This is a genomic window from Domibacillus sp. A3M-37 (genome assembly GCF_024213455.1).
Taxonomy (GTDB): Bacteria; Bacillota; Bacilli; order Bacillales; family Domibacillaceae; genus Domibacillus; species Domibacillus tundrae.
The window spans coordinates 41,073-56,602 of the sequence record NZ_JANAVL010000006.1 but is presented as its reverse complement, the minus strand read 5'-3'; the positions used below and the strand labels follow the sequence as shown (position 1 = coordinate 56,602).

Annotated in this window: 18 protein-coding genes; 14 read left to right on the top strand and 4 right to left on the bottom strand. The window is 45.7% G+C overall.

All coding sequences use genetic code 11. The features are described 5' to 3' along the window. Nucleotides 1-164 precede the first annotated feature (164 nt). The 5 genes from NLX67_RS11190 (at nt 165) to NLX67_RS11170 (ending at nt 4,419) form a co-directional block, all read left to right on the top strand. Nucleotides 165-941 (top strand): glycerol-3-phosphate acyltransferase, encoded by a 777-nt coding sequence (locus tag NLX67_RS11190; RefSeq protein WP_254311800.1) that lies wholly within the window; start codon nt 165-167, stop codon nt 939-941. After that, the gene (locus NLX67_RS11185) at nt 938-1,435 is read left to right on the top strand and encodes a pyridoxal-phosphate-dependent aminotransferase family protein (RefSeq protein WP_254311799.1); all 498 of its coding nucleotides are present in this window, start codon (nt 938-940) and stop codon (nt 1,433-1,435) included. The genes NLX67_RS11190 and NLX67_RS11185 overlap by 4 nt, the downstream gene beginning before the upstream one ends. 846 nt (nt 1,436-2,281) lie before the next feature. Further along, nucleotides 2,282-2,737: a GNAT family N-acetyltransferase gene (locus NLX67_RS11180; RefSeq protein WP_254311798.1), complete on the top strand. Its 456-nt coding sequence runs from the start codon at nt 2,282-2,284 to the stop codon at nt 2,735-2,737. 86 nt (nt 2,738-2,823) lie between these two features. After that, nucleotides 2,824-3,408, top strand: coding sequence for a phosphate propanoyltransferase (pduL, locus tag NLX67_RS11175; protein ID WP_254311797.1), 585 nt, complete (start codon nt 2,824-2,826; stop codon nt 3,406-3,408). Between the two features lie 210 nt (nt 3,409-3,618). Beyond that, nucleotides 3,619-4,419 carry a YihY/virulence factor BrkB family protein gene (locus NLX67_RS11170; RefSeq protein ID WP_254311796.1) on the top strand — a complete coding sequence of 267 codons (801 nt, stop codon included), beginning with the start codon at nt 3,619-3,621 and terminating at the stop codon, nt 4,417-4,419. Nucleotides 4,420-4,594: 175 nt separating this feature from the next. Here NLX67_RS11170 and NLX67_RS11165 read toward each other — a convergent pair whose 3' ends face one another. After that, nucleotides 4,595-5,152 carry a hypothetical protein gene (locus NLX67_RS11165; RefSeq protein WP_254311795.1) on the bottom strand — a complete coding sequence of 186 codons (558 nt, stop codon included), beginning with the start codon at nt 5,150-5,152 and terminating at the stop codon, nt 4,595-4,597. A 47-nt stretch (nt 5,153-5,199) separates the two neighbouring features. Between NLX67_RS11165 and NLX67_RS11160 the strand changes: the two genes are divergently transcribed. The 3 genes from NLX67_RS11160 (at nt 5,200) to NLX67_RS11150 (ending at nt 7,597) form a co-directional block, all read left to right on the top strand. Further along, a complete protein-coding gene (locus tag NLX67_RS11160) occupies nt 5,200-5,709 on the top strand; it encodes a dihydrofolate reductase family protein (protein ID WP_309143126.1) in 510 nt (169 codons plus the stop codon). A 4-nt stretch (nt 5,710-5,713) separates the two neighbouring features. Next, a complete protein-coding gene (locus NLX67_RS11155; protein WP_254311793.1) occupies nt 5,714-6,715 on the top strand; it encodes a PQQ-dependent sugar dehydrogenase in 1,002 nt (333 codons plus the stop codon). A gap of 186 nt (nt 6,716-6,901) precedes the next feature. Beyond that, nucleotides 6,902-7,597, top strand: coding sequence for a DsbA family oxidoreductase (locus NLX67_RS11150; RefSeq protein WP_254311792.1), 696 nt, complete (start codon nt 6,902-6,904; stop codon nt 7,595-7,597). Between the two features lie 111 nt (nt 7,598-7,708). Here NLX67_RS11150 and NLX67_RS23440 read toward each other — a convergent pair whose 3' ends face one another. After that, nucleotides 7,709-7,987 (bottom strand): FAD-dependent oxidoreductase, encoded by a 279-nt coding sequence (locus tag NLX67_RS23440; RefSeq protein WP_309143129.1) that lies wholly within the window; start codon nt 7,985-7,987, stop codon nt 7,709-7,711. Nucleotides 7,988-8,062: 75 nt separating this feature from the next. Here NLX67_RS23440 and NLX67_RS11140 point away from each other — a divergent pair, with 75 nt between their 5' ends. Next, nucleotides 8,063-8,644 carry a metallophosphoesterase family protein gene (locus tag NLX67_RS11140; RefSeq protein WP_254311791.1) on the top strand — a complete coding sequence of 194 codons (582 nt, stop codon included), beginning with the start codon at nt 8,063-8,065 and terminating at the stop codon, nt 8,642-8,644. A gap of 188 nt (nt 8,645-8,832) precedes the next feature. Here NLX67_RS11140 and NLX67_RS11135 read toward each other — a convergent pair whose 3' ends face one another. Then, nucleotides 8,833-10,263, bottom strand: a complete 1,431-nt coding sequence (locus tag NLX67_RS11135) for an amino acid permease (protein WP_254311790.1) — start codon at nt 10,261-10,263, stop codon at nt 8,833-8,835. 194 nt (nt 10,264-10,457) lie between these two features. Next, a complete protein-coding gene (locus NLX67_RS11130) occupies nt 10,458-11,363 on the bottom strand; it encodes an AEC family transporter (protein WP_046180143.1) in 906 nt (301 codons plus the stop codon). A 199-nt stretch (nt 11,364-11,562) separates the two neighbouring features. Here NLX67_RS11130 and NLX67_RS11125 point away from each other — a divergent pair, with 199 nt between their 5' ends. From NLX67_RS11125 to NLX67_RS11105, 5 genes are all read left to right on the top strand, one after another. Then, nucleotides 11,563-12,177, top strand: coding sequence for an acetate uptake transporter (locus tag NLX67_RS11125; RefSeq protein ID WP_254311789.1), 615 nt, complete (start codon nt 11,563-11,565; stop codon nt 12,175-12,177). A 91-nt stretch (nt 12,178-12,268) separates the two neighbouring features. Then, a complete protein-coding gene (locus tag NLX67_RS11120) occupies nt 12,269-13,030 on the top strand; it encodes a threonine/serine exporter family protein (protein ID WP_375143373.1) in 762 nt (253 codons plus the stop codon). Between the two features lie 12 nt (nt 13,031-13,042). Beyond that, on the top strand, nt 13,043-13,486 hold the full coding sequence (locus NLX67_RS11115; protein ID WP_046180145.1) for a threonine/serine exporter family protein: 444 nt from the start codon (nt 13,043-13,045) through the stop codon (nt 13,484-13,486). Between the two features lie 24 nt (nt 13,487-13,510). Beyond that, complete coding sequence (locus tag NLX67_RS11110; protein WP_046180146.1) at nt 13,511-14,425, top strand: DMT family transporter; 915 nt, start codon at nt 13,511-13,513, stop codon at nt 14,423-14,425. 266 nt (nt 14,426-14,691) lie between these two features. Then, the gene (locus NLX67_RS11105) at nt 14,692-15,516 is read left to right on the top strand and encodes an alpha/beta hydrolase (RefSeq protein WP_254311788.1); all 825 of its coding nucleotides are present in this window, start codon (nt 14,692-14,694) and stop codon (nt 15,514-15,516) included. Nucleotides 15,517-15,530 lie beyond the last annotated feature (14 nt).

The window sequence follows — 15,530 nt, the reverse complement described above, 5'->3', positions numbered from 1 at the left end:
ATTTTTCTTCTGATTTAGAAAAAAATTTAGTCAAAGCTGGATGAAAATTGTCAAGGCGGTCATGCATGAAATCAAGTCAATATCATCGTGAAGTGCTAATATTGCATGATGGGTAAAAGAGGAAATTTAGTTATTAGATTCCAATTTGTTAAAGGAGATGAGATATGCTCATTGTTCTATTAAGCTATTTCGTCGGCAGTATACTTGGCGGAAAAATATACGGTCTCCTAATCCATCGTGACTTAGCAAAAGAAGGATCAGGGAATACGGGTGCACGTAACGCGATGCGTGCCAATCGTCCTTTTTCACTTGAACAAAAAGGAGTGTCACTGCCAGCAGGAGACTGGATTGAAGTGCGGCTGCTTGCGGTCAAGCCCGAGCACCGGAATACAAGGATATTCGCTGGTCTGATGCGGGCTGTTTTATTTGAGTCGGATGAACAAGGATTTCATGGCGTTTTAATCAGCGGAACGACGAGAGAACAAAAATTATACAGCCGTTTTGAGTTCTTGCAGTTTGCGGAGGCAATTGGTACAGAAGCCGCACGTTATATTCCGATGCAGTTGACCCGCGAGGTGTTTAAGCAATCACCTGTAGAAAAAATACTTAGGCCGAAGCTTTTACTTGCCGGACCGGTCGAGTTGTCTGATGCGGTCGCCGGTCAGCTCAGTGGAAAAGGCCTCGTTATTGAAGGGGGACATTTTGGAAAGCGCTTGGTGGATCATGCCAAACGGGAAAAACTGCATTTTGACGTCCTTACTGTAAAACCAGGAGAAGGTATTGATTGGACGTCGGTTAACTTTAAACAGATTGATTGGGTTTGGCTCGTTCATTGTGAAACATCGACAGGGGTACTGTACGATTTGGCTCCCCTGTACACGCTGAAAAAAAGTACGGTTTTACACTTGCTATTGATGCGATTAGTGCGGTTGGAACGATGATCCATAAGTACGAGGCTGACTATGTCACTTTTGTATCCGGGAAGGCACTGCGCGAAGTGACGGGTCTTGCTTTCGTTGGGACGAGCCGCCCGGCAGAGCGAAATGAACAGGTAGCGCGTGACCTCGACTTATCCCTGTACACACCGATTGCCTTCTCCCAGGCGTATCCGCTTATAAAGGCAATGGATGCGGCATTAACCGAGTTAACGGATGAACAGATTAAACTGCATGAAGAGAAAGTGATGGCCTTACTGGATGTGTTCCATGAAGCAGGAATTTCGTTAGTGGCTGAAAGTTCCGTACAGGCGCCTGGAATACTGAGTATCCAGCTGCGGAAGCATCTATTTAGTAGAAGAAAATATGATTCAAATATCAACGATGGGATGGACAACAAAAAAAGAATTGCGGCGGGCTGCGCGCTGCATTTCAGAATGGATCAAACAAAAACAAGTCTCTCGTGTATGAGAGACTTGTTTCAGAGTGTAGACAAATAAAGCCTTTTGTCAGCACATTTTATTTTTCTTCTTCATCCTTGTTCTTTGGTGATGGCGGTGTATAGCTTTCTGATTGGAGCCGAAATGCGGCGGGCTCGCGACTTCGCGTTCCGCGGGCATGCGCTGAGCTCGTTTCCGGCGCTGCGCGTCTCCACCGATCTCATCTGGCCTGCTAGTCCCGCAGGAGTCTTCGTCGCGAGCCCGACGCCGCTGTTTTTATAAGAGCAGCGCCGGTTCATGCGGGCATGCTCCGCTGGAGGCAGCGCCGAAACGGGACCGTTACGATGCCCAATCGTTTTTCACGAATAAACGCCAGCCAAAAAACGGCATGAAAGTTTGCTGCTCTTCCAAAAAACGGGGTGAAGCAAAACGGACGCAGACTCCTGCGGGAAGAGCAGTGAACGTGAGACCCCGCAGGAGCGGAAGCGACGAGGAGGCTCACGCACTGCCCGCGGAAAGCGAAGTCCTTTTTGCTTCACCTATCGGCCCTTTCAAAAAAAGACTGACGACTTTTTCGACAGTCTCAAACAAGTCTCTCGTGTATGAGAGACTTGTTTGAGACACCGATATTTCCCGAGAAATGTATAGTGAAACTCATGAATAATCCCGGTTATAGTACCGCTCACAAAATTAATTAAAAATAAATACCCCCAAACTTTGCTGATTTTTTATAGCGCTGGTGCCCTTTCAAAAATTAAAATCTATAGGGATGACGGGAAAATTAGAAGTCTTTTACCGTTTATTACGAACTATATTTCGCTGTTTAAAAAAGAGAGTAAATTCTGAAATTATCGGGAAAAGTGTGTATAATCGTTGTACAAAGAAGTTTGAAAGGGGTTACGGGGGATGATTGAACGGCTGCATCATGAAGAAGAAGCGACAGCGGCAGAAATTTTGGCTCTGCAAATTCCTGCTTATAAAGTGGAAGCGTCATTAATTGGATTTGACGGCATTCCACATTTAAACGACACAGTTGAAATGATTAAGAAAAGTGATGAAACGTTTATCGGGTTTTTAACAGAAGGCGAGCTGTGCGGATTTCTTTCCTATAAAGACGAAGGCGCCGCCGCTTTTATTCACCGGCTTGTTGTCCATCCGGGCCACTTCCACGAAGGCATCGCTTCGAAGCTGATCACGTTCTTTTTGCAGGAAGAATCGGCGGGGCGGGATGTAAAAGTGACAACTGGGGCGAAAAATGAGCCCGCACGCAATTTATACAAAAAATTTGGGTTTGAAGAATTGGACATGTTTTCGCCGGAGCCGGGCATTGATCTCGTTTTGTTGGAAAAAAATCATAATTAAACGTGTATTGCTCGTATTTTCACAATGAAATGGTGTAAAATAAAGCCGTATGAAATCTTTGTGATCAGAAAGGCTGGAAGATATAGATGTCATTAACCAATCATGGAACGATCCCTGTTGCTGTTTCCGCACGCCACGTGCACTTGTCACAGGAACATTTAGAAATTTTATTTGGAGCAGGCCACGAGCTTACAAAACGCGCTGACTTGTCACAGCCGGGCCAGTTTGCGGCGGAAGAAACCGTCACAATTGCCGGCAAAAAAAGTGAAATCGCCCGCGTCCGTGTTCTTGGCCCTTGCCGTCCGGCGACTCAAGTAGAAGTAAGCTGGACAGACGCAATGAAGCTGGGCGTCCGTCCGCCGCTCCGTGAATCAGGTGACATTAAAGGATCCGAAGCGGTAACAATCACAGGTCCTGCCGGTACGGTTGAACTTGAAGAAGGACTAATCATCGCACAGGCACATGTCCACATGACAACAGCTGACGCAAAAGAATACAACGTTGAAAGCGGCCAAATCGTTACTGTTGAAGTAGGCGGCGACCGCCCGATCGCATTCCGCAACGTTGTCATTCGTGTATCCGACAGCTACGCGCTTGAAATGCACATCGACACAGACGAAGCCAACGCCGGCTTTATTTCTCAAGGTGCAAAAGGTGACATTTGGGCATAAGTGTTAAAAAAGAAAGATGTCTTCCATGAGATGGGAGGCATCTTTTTTTCATTGGTTTAATGGATTCATGTACTAGAATGGCTGTACGCACATACTTCTTCATAGTATGAAATAAAATGAAGAGTTCTTTCTTCGTATGTATGCCGAATGTGCAGTGAAAGGCTTATATATTTGCAACAGCGGGGAAAATAACAAGAGGGAGGTGAAGTGATGGGTGCAGCCAAACAAATGCTGACCCGTTTTTTTGGGGAGCGTTTTTACGACCAGGCGGCGCAGACAGCGTACTACTTGCTGCTGTCCGCTATTCCATTTATTATTTTCATGCTTTCATTAATCAGCTTTTTTCCAGTCGATCAAGAAGCCATTCTGGAGTTTGTCCGCCCATATGCACCAGGGGAATCGTTCACGTTAATCGAAAAAAATGTGAATGCTGTACTGTCTGCGGGAAAAGGACAGGTGCTCTCGCTTAGTTTAGTGTCGACATTCTGGCTGTCATCAATGGCGGTACAGTCACTGGGCCGGTCATTAAATGATGCAAACGGCATTGAGCGGAATCTGCCTTTTTGGAAAGGGCTTTTGCGCGACTTTGGTGTGACGCTCATTTTTATGGTCATGGTGCCGCTGTCGCTCGTAATCCCACTAGTAGAAAGGGTTTTGCGGTGGGTTGCTGCCCATTCTGTTGCGATTGAGCATTGGTCCGAGTGGCTGGATATTTGGACGATCGCCCAATGGGGAATTGGTTCACTGTTTTTGTTTGTCTTTTTTATCGCCTTTTATAAAATCATTCCAAATGAGCGGCAAACGATTCAATTTGTCCTGCCGGGTGCTGTTTTTGCGGCGCTTGGCTGGCAGATTGTCTCCTGGCTGTTTGGCACATATGCGTCAGCATTCAGCTACACGCGTCTGTACGGCCAGCTCTCGGGGATTATCGTGCTGGTCCTTTGGTTTTACTTAACGGCTGTTGTCATATTGCTGGGTGGGCTGCTGAATGCGGAAAAAGGCCGGAAGTAGAAAGGGCTCTTGCCGCTGGCAGGAGCGGAAAATAAAATTTTGGGGCGGTTTCTACTTCGCCTGGGGCGGAAAATATTTATATCGGCCCAGGCACACAACATTCCGCCCCAAACTGCAATATTGCGGCCGGAAAATGAAAAAGGGCGGTCTCAAATGATAGTGAGACCGTCCTTCTTTACGTATTGTCGCTCAAAAATGAAATACACGTTAAGTAATTTCGATTCAAATACGTTTGCCTCATCATTTCTTTGCTCTCCGCAAATCCTTCTTTAAGCAGTTCCTCAAATTCTAAATCCGTTTCAAACGAATGAACGAGAAGCACGGACTGATCCGTCATGGGCAGCGCAATCCCCATTACATGCACGGTGCTCTCTTTTTCAACATGCCACTTCGACTGATCGCTCCAGCATGTATATAAACCATCCGGCGTCTGGTGCCCGGCGAAAACAAACGGCTGCTTCCATTTTTCTAGTGTATCACGGACAAAGGGTTTCGCTGTAAGGGTGAGCTGTTCTTCGATATAATGAAGCCATAAAGAATCGTTTTGAATGAAGGCATACCATTCGTCAATCGCGGATTCGACCGCATCGTGTGTTACATACGTGCTGAGAAGCGGAATCCACATATGGTAAAGCTGTTCGCGTTCATTCTGGTCCGCGTGCTGATCCATAAATCCCGCAAAGCCGCCGAGAATCGCAGCTAGTTCGCGTTCATGAAGAGAGGTAACAGTCAACGTAAAAATCCCCTTTTAGATTGATTATACGGGAGGCGATGAGGGAAATGGGCAAAAATGTTTTATATATTGCGGCGAGCCTTGATGGATATATCGCAAGAGAAGATGGCTCGGTCGACTGGCTGGATGATGTGGAAGGTGACGGGACCGACAACGGCTATCTCGCTTTCTATGAAACGATTGATTCGCTCCTAATGGGGCGGGGCACGTATGAAAAAGTACTGGAGCTGACCGATGATTTTCCGTATTCCGGGAAAAAGTGCTATGTGCTGTCACGAACGATGAAAGGCCGGACCGAAGAAATAGTGTTTACGGATGAACCGCTGCCGGATGTATTGGAGAAAGCGGAAGGAACGGTTTGGGTTGTTGGCGGCGGCCAGATCGTGAAAGAATGTCTTGCGTATGATCTGCTTGATGATGTACATATTGCCGTCATTCCGAAAGTCTTGGGCAGAGGCATCCCCTTATTTCCACCGGGAACAGAAGCGTCGTTCTCACTCGTTGATGTTGAAAAAATCGGGGACATTGTATCCATTCACTACAAACGAAAGGACTGACACGATGGTGAAAAAGTGGCTGGCAGCACTCGTATTATTGACAGGATGCGGTGTACAGGAGCCGGAACAGCCGGAAAGTGAAAGCATTCAAGCAAAGGCAGAAAATTTGGATATTCCATGGTCCATCGAGCAGAATGAAAACACTTTTTATATTTCTGAACGAACCGGTAAGATTGCCAAAGTGGAGGACGGCGAAGTGGAGCATCAGCCCGTTGATTTGACCGCTCCACTGTCAGAAGCGGCAGAAGCCGGGCTGCTTGGTTTTGTGTTAAAGCCGGATTTTAAAGAGTCCAATCAAGCGTATGCGTATTATATGTACGATAAAGAAGGGGAGCCATTTAATCGAATTGTTGTGCTGGAACTGAACGGAGATGAATGGCGTGAAACGAACATTATCTTAGACGGCATTCAATCCGGCAATGTCCACCATGGCGGCCGTCTGGAAATCGGGCCGGACAATAATCTGTATGCCACGATTGGTGATGCCTCCGATCCAGAAACAGCGCAGGAACCAGATTTATTAAACGGGAAAATTGTCCGGATTGATGAAGCAGGTAAGGCTTCTGTTTACAGTCTTGGCCACCGGAATCCGCAGGGCATTGCCTGGTCAGATGACGGAATGATGTATGCAGCTGAACATGGACAGTCCGCTAATGATGAAATCAATATCATTGAAGAAGGAAACAACTACGGCTGGCCGGACATTGAAGGGATGGAAGAAGCGGAAGGGCTTGTAGCACCGCTTGCCACATCCGGCAGCGACGAGACGTGGGCTCCGTCGGGCATGGCCTGGCATAAAGGGGAGTTGTACGCAGCGTCACTCCGAGGAGAAGCAGTGCTGAACATTGATCCCCAAACAGGTGAGGTCACAAAAGAAATAGAAGGCTATGGCCGCATCCGCGATGTATTTTCCGACGGAGACAGCTTATATTTTGTCACGAACAATACGGACGGACGCGGGAATCCAGCTGATGACGATGACAAACTGTACCGGATTGTAGAGTAAAAATCGCACCGGTTCGGGGCAGAGTTGCACGAAAATCGGCTGAAATTGCATGAAACAGAGAAACTCGCACCAAGCTGGGCCAAAATCACACGACATCACAAAAAGTCGCACTCGGTCCTCTTCATAGGCAGAATAGTTGCGGCTTGTCCTTTTTCCTCCTACTCTTAAAGAAAAGGAGTGGGGAAGATGAAAGTAGAAATTTGGTCAGATTTTGCGTGCCCGTTTTGCTACATCGGCAAGCGCCGGTTTGAAGAAGCCGCGGCGCAATTTGATGAGAATATTAAGGTGGAATTCCGCAGCTTTGAGCTAGATCCGCAAGCACCGAAAAAAGCGGATGAAGACGTTCACAGCATGCTGGCGAAAAAATATGGAATGACCCGCGAAAAAGCGAAAGCGATGAATGACCAGCTGACGGCGCAGGCAAAAGAAGTGGGCCTTGAATACAATATGGATACACTTATTTTGGCAAATACACACGATGCACACCGCTTGTCTCATTTTGCGAAAGAAAAAGGGAAAATGAATGAATTTACCGAGCGTGTATTAAAAGCCTATTTCACCGAATCGAAACACATTGCGGACTTTGATTTGCTGGCTGGCTGGGCGGAAGAGGCTGGACTTGTTAAGGAAGAAGCAATGGATGTCCTTAAAAGCGGCAAATACAGCGATCGCGTCCGTGCCGATCAAGAAGAAGCACGTGAAATCGGGGTAGAGGGCGTGCCATTTTTTGTTTTTAACGAAAAGTATGCAGTCTCCGGTGCGCAGTCTGTTGAAGCATTTAGCCAAGTGCTGGAAAAAGTTGCAGCAGACGAGCAGGTGACAGCCGGGAAAACAGAGTGGTGCCAGGAAGATGACTGTACGGATGTTGACAGCAAAGATTGAATTTGATAAAAAAAGAGTAACTGTTTCCAAAATGAACGTAAAACAGGATTGTTACTGGTAGGCAGGCAAAACCTGAATTTGTGCTGGGGTGTATATTACCAGCGGACAAATTCAGGTTTTTTTGTTTTGATAAGGCGGAGGTGTAGTGGGCCTGATGGAGATTAAAAAGGCATTTAACAATAATGTTGTGCTGATGCAAAATAACGAGGGACAGGAAATGGTTGCAATGGACTGTGCACAATGAATGCCGCTTGCCGTTGCGCCAATTGTGCCGCCGCCCCACTCTAAAGACGCCTCCAGTAATGTCACATCATGGCCGGTTTTTGCTAAAAGCGCTGCTGCTGTTAAACCGCCAATGCCGCCGCCGATAATAAGTGTGTGCACAAAAATCACCTCTTTTCTTTATTTTGTGAAAAGAACGATCGTTGTGCAATTTTGAATTTGTTTTGAAAGGAAGAACTTTAAATGAAATATGCGTTGCTAGGGGATCTGCATTCAAACGTGGAGGATACAAAAGCGGTGCTCGATCAGATCAATTGTTACGCACCAGATGCAAAAATAATCGGGCTTGGTGATTTATACGAATGCAACATTGGAAAACGGAAAGCGGAAACAGCGAGGGATCTTCCAATGAAAAAAGCAGCACATATGCCGAGAGGTTTTGCTTCATTATTAACATTTCCGTCTGTGCGAGGAAATCAGGAAGAGCGGATTATGCTCGTCACCGGCCGCGAAGACTTCGAGCATTTGCCGGAGAAAATGATCATTGATGGGGCGGTCATTATGCACGGCCATCAATGGAAATGGACGAAGGGCTGGCTTCCGGTTCTGCCGAAAACAGACCCGCCGCTCCTGATTTTCGGGCACAGCCATGTGGCAGGGCTGTACCGGAAAAAGAAGCGGCTGCCCATGGAATATGGGGAGCCGGTTTTGTTAAAGAAAAAACGATACGGTATTAACGCTGGCGCCGTCTGGGGCGCACGCGAATGGGTGCTGTATGATTCTGCTGCGCGGACCGTTACATTTATGAAAGCAGGATTAGCTTAATTGACTAGTATTTCAAAGGGCATTCATTTCTGAGCAGCCAATGAAGCTCATAAGAAAAGCTTTATCGTTTCGTTTGGTTTTGGCAGAAAGCTTTTCTAAATAACAAAAAAACACGCCAAAAGGTTTGGCGTGTTTTTTTGTTATGTGTCAATAAATCTTTTAAATTTCTGTGTTCATCCTGCAGGAAATTATAGCAGCATTCTTCTGTCAGAATTCAGCTGAATTTCTTGCTTTTCTTCCTCATTTTGCTTCCTTTTCTTAATTTTTAAATGATAGGCAGCATAACAAAGCAGCATAAACGGAATCCCGCAATAAAGTGCCATCCGTTGTTCGGCATTAAAAGCCATGCTTATCAAAACCGTACAATTTAACAGCAGGCCTAACAGCGGCAAAAATGGATAGAGAGGGGCTTTGAATTTTAAATCTTCTACTTTTCCGCCTTCACGAATATATTTTCTTCGAAAGGCAAGCTGTGAAGCACTAATCGCAATCCAGCCTACCTGCGCACCAAGCCCGGCGATAGAAAGAAGCCAGACAAACACGGTTTCCGCTGCAAAAAAGCCGGAAAGCAAAGACAAAAGGGCGATACCAAGTGTTAAAAGCAATGAATTCATAGGGACGCCCTTTTTATTGACTTTAGCCAAAGAAGAAACAGCCATTCCTTCTTTTGAAAGAGCATAAAGCGTACGGGATGCTGCATAAAGACCAGAATTTCCAACAGACAAAAGGGCGGTTAAAATAACAAAATTCATAATATCAGCAGCATAAGGAATACCGATGCTGTCAAACACTACTACAAAGGGGCTTTCCAGCACACCTGCCTTATCTGATGGGATCATGCCCGCCAATACAAAAATAGATAAAATAAAAAAGACAAGTGTACGCCAAACCGACTGCCTGATTGATCGTGGAATGGTTTTTTCCGGATTTTCGCTTTCCCCGGCTGCAATCCCGATTAATTCGGTTCCTTGAAAAGAAAAGTTGACGGCGATCATCGTAATAAGCAGCGCAGAAAGACCATTGGGCAGCAATCCATCTGACATGTAGTTAGAGAACAAAGGCGCTTCCTGGCCGTCTTTCATATCAATCAAGCCAAACATCGCGGCACCGCCAAGAATAATAAAGAGAATAATAGCCACAATTTTAATGCTGGAGAACCAAAATTCTGCTTCTCCAAACGCTTTAGCGGACAAAGCATTTAAGATAAATAAAATTCCGGCAAAAAGAGCGCACCAAATCCAGGTTGGTGTATCAGGAAACCATCTGCCCATTAATTGGCCAGCTGACAAAAATTCCAACGCTACGGTTACAGCCCATCCCAGCCAGTATATCCATCCAACTGTAAAGCCAGCAGCCGGCCCGATGAACTTAGTCGTATATGTTTGAAATGAGCCGGAAACCGGCATGGCAACAGCAAGCTCTCCTAAGCACACCATCGTTAAGTACATGACAAAGCCGCCGACCATAAAAGATAGGACAGCCCCTCCAGCTCCAGCTTGGCTGATCGTATAGCCGGATCCAAGAAAAAGTCCTGTCCCAATCACGCCGCCAAGCGAGATCATGAATAAATGCCTTGTTTTCATCGTTCGTTGAAGATCTTGATTACTAGGTCCTTGCATAAGATGTCCTCCTTTTATTTTTTGTATGAAATCGCTTTCAACCTAAACTTCCATTATATTTATCCTTGCAATTTTGATGCCAACTGATTATCTTCTTTTAAAAACCTAAGTTACAGGACTTGTCCTTTTTTGTAAATAAAAAAAGCAAAAAAAATTTGCTTTTTTAAAAAAAATTTTGCATTCATATGAAGAAATTAAATGCCGAGCCAAAACAAAACAAGCGGAATCGTCACAATGCTTAAAAGAGTTGTGATCAGCGTGGTAAACGAGACAAGATCGGGTTCTGTGCCGTATTGAATCGCAAACATGGTCGTATTTGCCGCGGCAGGCATCGCCGCCAAAAGGATCATAACGTCTTTTAGTAAATCATTCACCGGTATAAAGGCTACGATTGCTACAGCGAGAAGGGGCGACACAATCATCCGGATAACCGCAACCGCATTCACGTATTTATAAGCAACCCGTTTTGTCGCGATAACAGCCAGCTGCATGCCAAGAACAAGCATCACTGTTGGAATCGATGCATCGGCAACGAGACTGATCGCATCCATAAATGTAGGTGGGATATGAACGTTTAACAGCTGAAGCACAACCCCAAGGATCGCGCCATGCAAAACCGGCATGCGGGCTACACGGCGCAGCGACTGCTGGAGTGATGTTTCTTCTTCGCCGCCGAATGACGCCGCAAACAAGCCGATCGTGTTCATTAAAAAAGCTTGAAAGACCATAATAATAACGGCATAATCAAAACCGGCCGCACCAAATGCGAACAGTACTACCGGCGCTCCATAATTGCCGCTGTTCATAAACACGCCGCCGAGAATCATGGCGGACATCTTTTGACGCGTCGCTTTCATGAAAAAGCCGGTAATCAGCACAACAATGATCAACGCAAACGATAAAATAAGGCAAAAAACGGTTATGTATACATATTCCATCGTTAATTCATTTGCGTAGAACGTACGAAAAGCAAGAAAAGGCGACATTAAATAAAGCGCAGCCATGGAAATCGACTTAATATCGAACCCAATCCATTTTTGGCCAATATAACCGGTTAAAAAAATAAGAAATGCCGGTAAAACAATCATTAATAAATCCAAATCGAGGTCATCTCCGTCCTGCTTTTAACTATCTTTCTATCATACCAAAACTATTTTACACAAAACAGGTAGATTTCCAGGGGTTTCTATAGGTGAATGAAATAGATTCGTGTACAATCAATGTATGGATTTTCATAAACAGGATAAAATCGTTTGAACAAACCGACTAGTCGGTAAAAAATAAGTAGTGGAGGCATATATGAGTGAAACAAAAGAAGTAAAAGTTGTAACGGCGGATCCGTCGGCAATCGGGCTCTTTGGGTTAGCCATGGTCACACTCGTCGCTTCATCTCAAAAACTCGGCTGGACAGACGGCTTGTCCCTTGTTATTCCGTGGGCGATTTTTCTTGGCGGCATCGCCCAATTTTACGCGTCAATCTTGGATGCGAAGCTGAATAATACATTTGGTGCGTCCGCGTTTGCGGCGTATGGCTTGTTTTGGATGGGCGTCAGCTTGTCGTGGCTCATGAACCTGGGTGTGTTTGGCTCGATTCTGCAGGAGAACGCAGATATGCACCAGCTCGGTTTTGCGTTTGTTGGCTATCTTATTTTTACTCTGTTCATGACGATCGGCGCACTTGAAACGAATAAAGTGCTGTTTATCATTTTCTTTTTGATCGATTTTTTGTTTATCGGGCTGTCGCTCAGTTCGTTTGGCATTATGGAACACGCGATGCATCAGCTGGCGGCGTATTCAGAACTGCTGATTTCCCTTTTTTCTTTTTACGGTGCAGGCGCTGCTGTGCTGAACCAGCATTTCGGACGCGAATTTATTCCCGTCGGCAAACCGTTTGGTATTATCAGAAAAGGGTAAAGAATGACTCGCCGGTGTTTGGGCCGGCGGGCTTTTTTTTATGGAAAGAAACGGCTATAATGGGGGCATTGACAACGATTGGGGTGATTCGGTGGATGCCTTGCTTGAAAGACAGTATGACATCATGGACGTCAGCCTGCTCGCAGGGAAAATTATGTTAGAGAGCGGAGCGGAAACGTACCGGGTAGAGGATACGATGATGCGGATTGCGCTGTCGTATGGCATCGAAGAGTCACACAGCTTTGTGACACCAACCGGTATTATGTTTTCGATCGAAACAAAAGAACCGACGAAAACGAAGTTGATGCGGATTTCCAGCCGGACGACGGATTTATATAAAGTAAGCGCGGTTAACGCGGTCTCACGCCGAATCAGTGCAGGGGAGTTAACCGTTTCAGAGGCGTATAAAGAGCTGAAGTCCATTCAAAAAGCGCCGATGTTTTTTTCATTTTTGATCCAGATAGCGGCGGCGGCTTCAACGAGCGGCTGTTTTGTTATTTTACTGAAAGGGTCATGGGACAACGTTCTTCCAGCGATGCTGGCTGGGGCGCTTGCTTATTTTCTTGTTTTAAAAGTGGCGGAGATTGTGCCAACCATGTTTTTCTCGGAATTTATCGCAGCCCTCGCCGGCGGGACAGCTGCCTATTTTCTTTTTCAAATGGGGCTTGGAAGCGACTTGGACCGGATTATCGTTGGAACGCTCATTCCACTCGTACCAGGCTTGTTAATCACAAATGCTGTCCGCGATTTAATGGCGGGCCACTTTCTCTCAGGCCTCGCAAAAGGAGCAGAAGCGTTATTGACGTCCCTTGCGATCGGGACAGGGATCGCGGTTGTGATGACGCTTATTTAAGGGGGTGCACGCGTGACCATTTTAACGAATATGCTATTCAGCTTTTTGGCTGCCGCGAGCTTCGGTATCATGTTTAATGTGCCAAAAGACTTGTTGATCAAGTGCGGAACCGTTGGCATGGCTGGATGGATGATGTATTATTTTTTGTCCGAAAACAACGTGGATCCGCTCCCCTCGACCGTAGCGGCAGCTTTTACGATTGCATTGATCGGCCACGTGTACGCGAGAGTGTACAAAACACCGGTCATCATTTTTACAATCGCGGGCATTATTCCGCTCGTACCCGGCGGCACCGCTTACCGGGCGATGCGCTCTTTTGTGCAAAACGATTACAATACCGCGATCAATCTCGCGGCAAAAGCATTTATGATTTCGGGATCAATAGCGCTTGGGCTTATTTTATCCGACGTATTTTATCAATTGATTCTCCGAAGAAAAGCGCCTGCGGGAAAATAAGCAGGCAAAGAAAGAAGGGGCATTTTGCAAAAAATAAAGCCATATATTTTGCTGATTTTGGTGATGATGATTTGGGGCTTTAATGTGCCGCTGATCAAAATACTAGTCAGCACATTTGAACCGGTCACAATTACTGCATTTCGGATTTTTACCGCATCACTTGTTATTTTTCTGATTTTAGGAAAAATGGGAAAAGTACACTGGCCGGCTGTTTATCATTGGAAATATATTTTGGGCGGCGGGCTGTTTAACGTCTTTTTCCATCATTTATTTTTAGGATTGGGAGCCGCTGGAACAAGCGCTGTACACATGGGTATTATTCTTGGGCTTGGTCCGATTTTAACAGCGTTAATGTCTGTTGTGTTTTTCCGCCGGGGATTGTCCCTTCTTCGAGTTCTCGGTTTTGTTACTGGAACAGCGGGTGTTTTGGTCACTGTGCTTGGCGGCGGGGCTGGGTTAAGCGGATTTGTGCTCGGTGATTTATATATATTCTTATCGATTTCCGCGCAGGCATTCAGCTTTATTTTAGTCAGCCGGGCGGCACGCGACATGGACCCGCTCCTGTTAACGGGCTACATGCAGCTGTTTGGCTCATTTGGCTTGTTTCTTGCGAGCCTCATTACGGAACCGGCCGGCCTTGCGTCACTTGAAAACATAAATGTATATATGGTGATCGTTTTTATGCTGTCAGCTGTTGGCGCCACAGCCATCGGCCACTTAGTGTACAACAATACGATTACAAAAATCGGACCGGCTGAAGCAGCCATTTTTTTGAATTTAAGTACCTTTTTCTCGCTTGTTGGCTCAGCGGTTATTTTGGGTGAACCGATTTATTATTATCATTGGCTGGGGCTGCTGCTTATTGTGCCTGGTGTTTTGATGGGATCTGGGGCTTTAGAAGAAATGATTCGGAAGCGTCGACAGAAGACAGGCGTTTAGCCTGTCCAACCGTTTAGCGCATTTCCAAGATTTAGGCATATTTCCTGAAAGCAACGGCGTAATAAGCTGTTCAGATGGCGCGATTCAACTAGAATCGCGCATTCGCTAAAGAAATTTCTTTGTGAGATTATCTAAAAAAGGTTTTGTCTTAGAAAAATAGCCATGTTAAATTGTTTGCGTACTATGATGAAACAAAAAATGAGAGCGCTATTATTAAAGGGGTGTATATGTTAAAATTTAACTATAAACAGACGGGAGGGGTTTAGATGAAAAAAGAAATGATTATCCATTCATTTGATGGAACTGAACTGTACATGCAAAGAAATACACCTCAAAATCCGCACGCGGTGATGGTCATTGTTCACGGGCTGGGTGAGCATTCAGGCCGGTATGAGTATGTAACGGAAAAATTGAATGGATATGGCTACGCCGTCTACCGTTTTGACAACCGCGGTCATGGAAAATCCGGCGGCGCACGGGGCTATGTGGAGGATGCGTCCAAATTCGTTGATGATGCACATGAAGTCGTAAAGGCGGCCCGTCATGACTATCCGGGATTGCCGATTTTTATGCTTGGCCACAGCATGGGCGGATTTATTGCGGCGTCTTACGGTGTTCAATACAAAGAAACACTCGCCGGCCAAATTTTCTCGGGGCCTGTCATTCTGGAACTCCCGGCATTCGATGAGTTGAAAAAACTGGATATGGAAAAAGAGGCGCTGACGCGGATTCCGAACGGACTGGCTCACCTGATCTGCCGCAGTCCGGCTGTCGTCCAAGATTACGAGAACGACCCCTACAATTTAAAGGAATTCACGGCAAAACTGCTGACAGCTGTTTTTCACGATGGTGCACAAAATTTGCTCGAAAAGCTGCCTCAATACACATATCCTTGTTACATTTTACACGGTGAAGATGATCAAATCGTTCCAGCTGATTCAGGGCGTTACTTATATGATCACATCGCATCTGAAGATAAATCCATCTGTGTCATTCCACAGCTCTACCATGAAATTTTGAATGAAGAAAAAGAAAAAGACGAGATTTTACAAGAGATTTTTGAATGGGCAGAAGAACGCATTGATAAATAAATCGTTTTGCAGGC

Coding starts and splice junctions, on each gene's coding strand:
- NLX67_RS11190 (WP_254311800.1), top strand. CDS start 165: ATGCTCATTGTTCTATTAAGCTATTTCGTCGGCAGTATACTTGGCGGA.
- NLX67_RS11185 (WP_254311799.1), top strand. CDS start 938: ATGATCCATAAGTACGAGGCTGACTATGTCACTTTTGTATCCGGGAAG.
- NLX67_RS11180 (WP_254311798.1), top strand. CDS start 2,282: ATGATTGAACGGCTGCATCATGAAGAAGAAGCGACAGCGGCAGAAATT.
- pduL (WP_254311797.1), top strand. CDS start 2,824: ATGTCATTAACCAATCATGGAACGATCCCTGTTGCTGTTTCCGCACGC.
- NLX67_RS11170 (WP_254311796.1), top strand. CDS start 3,619: ATGGGTGCAGCCAAACAAATGCTGACCCGTTTTTTTGGGGAGCGTTTT.
- NLX67_RS11160 (WP_309143126.1), top strand. CDS start 5,200: ATGGGCAAAAATGTTTTATATATTGCGGCGAGCCTTGATGGATATATC.
- NLX67_RS11155 (WP_254311793.1), top strand. CDS start 5,714: ATGGTGAAAAAGTGGCTGGCAGCACTCGTATTATTGACAGGATGCGGT.
- NLX67_RS11150 (WP_254311792.1), top strand. CDS start 6,902: ATGAAAGTAGAAATTTGGTCAGATTTTGCGTGCCCGTTTTGCTACATC.
- NLX67_RS11140 (WP_254311791.1), top strand. CDS start 8,063: ATGAAATATGCGTTGCTAGGGGATCTGCATTCAAACGTGGAGGATACA.
- NLX67_RS11135 (WP_254311790.1), bottom strand. CDS start 10,263: ATGCAAGGACCTAGTAATCAAGATCTTCAACGAACGATGAAAACAAGG.
- NLX67_RS11125 (WP_254311789.1), top strand. CDS start 11,563: ATGAGTGAAACAAAAGAAGTAAAAGTTGTAACGGCGGATCCGTCGGCA.
- NLX67_RS11105 (WP_254311788.1), top strand. CDS start 14,692: ATGAAAAAAGAAATGATTATCCATTCATTTGATGGAACTGAACTGTAC.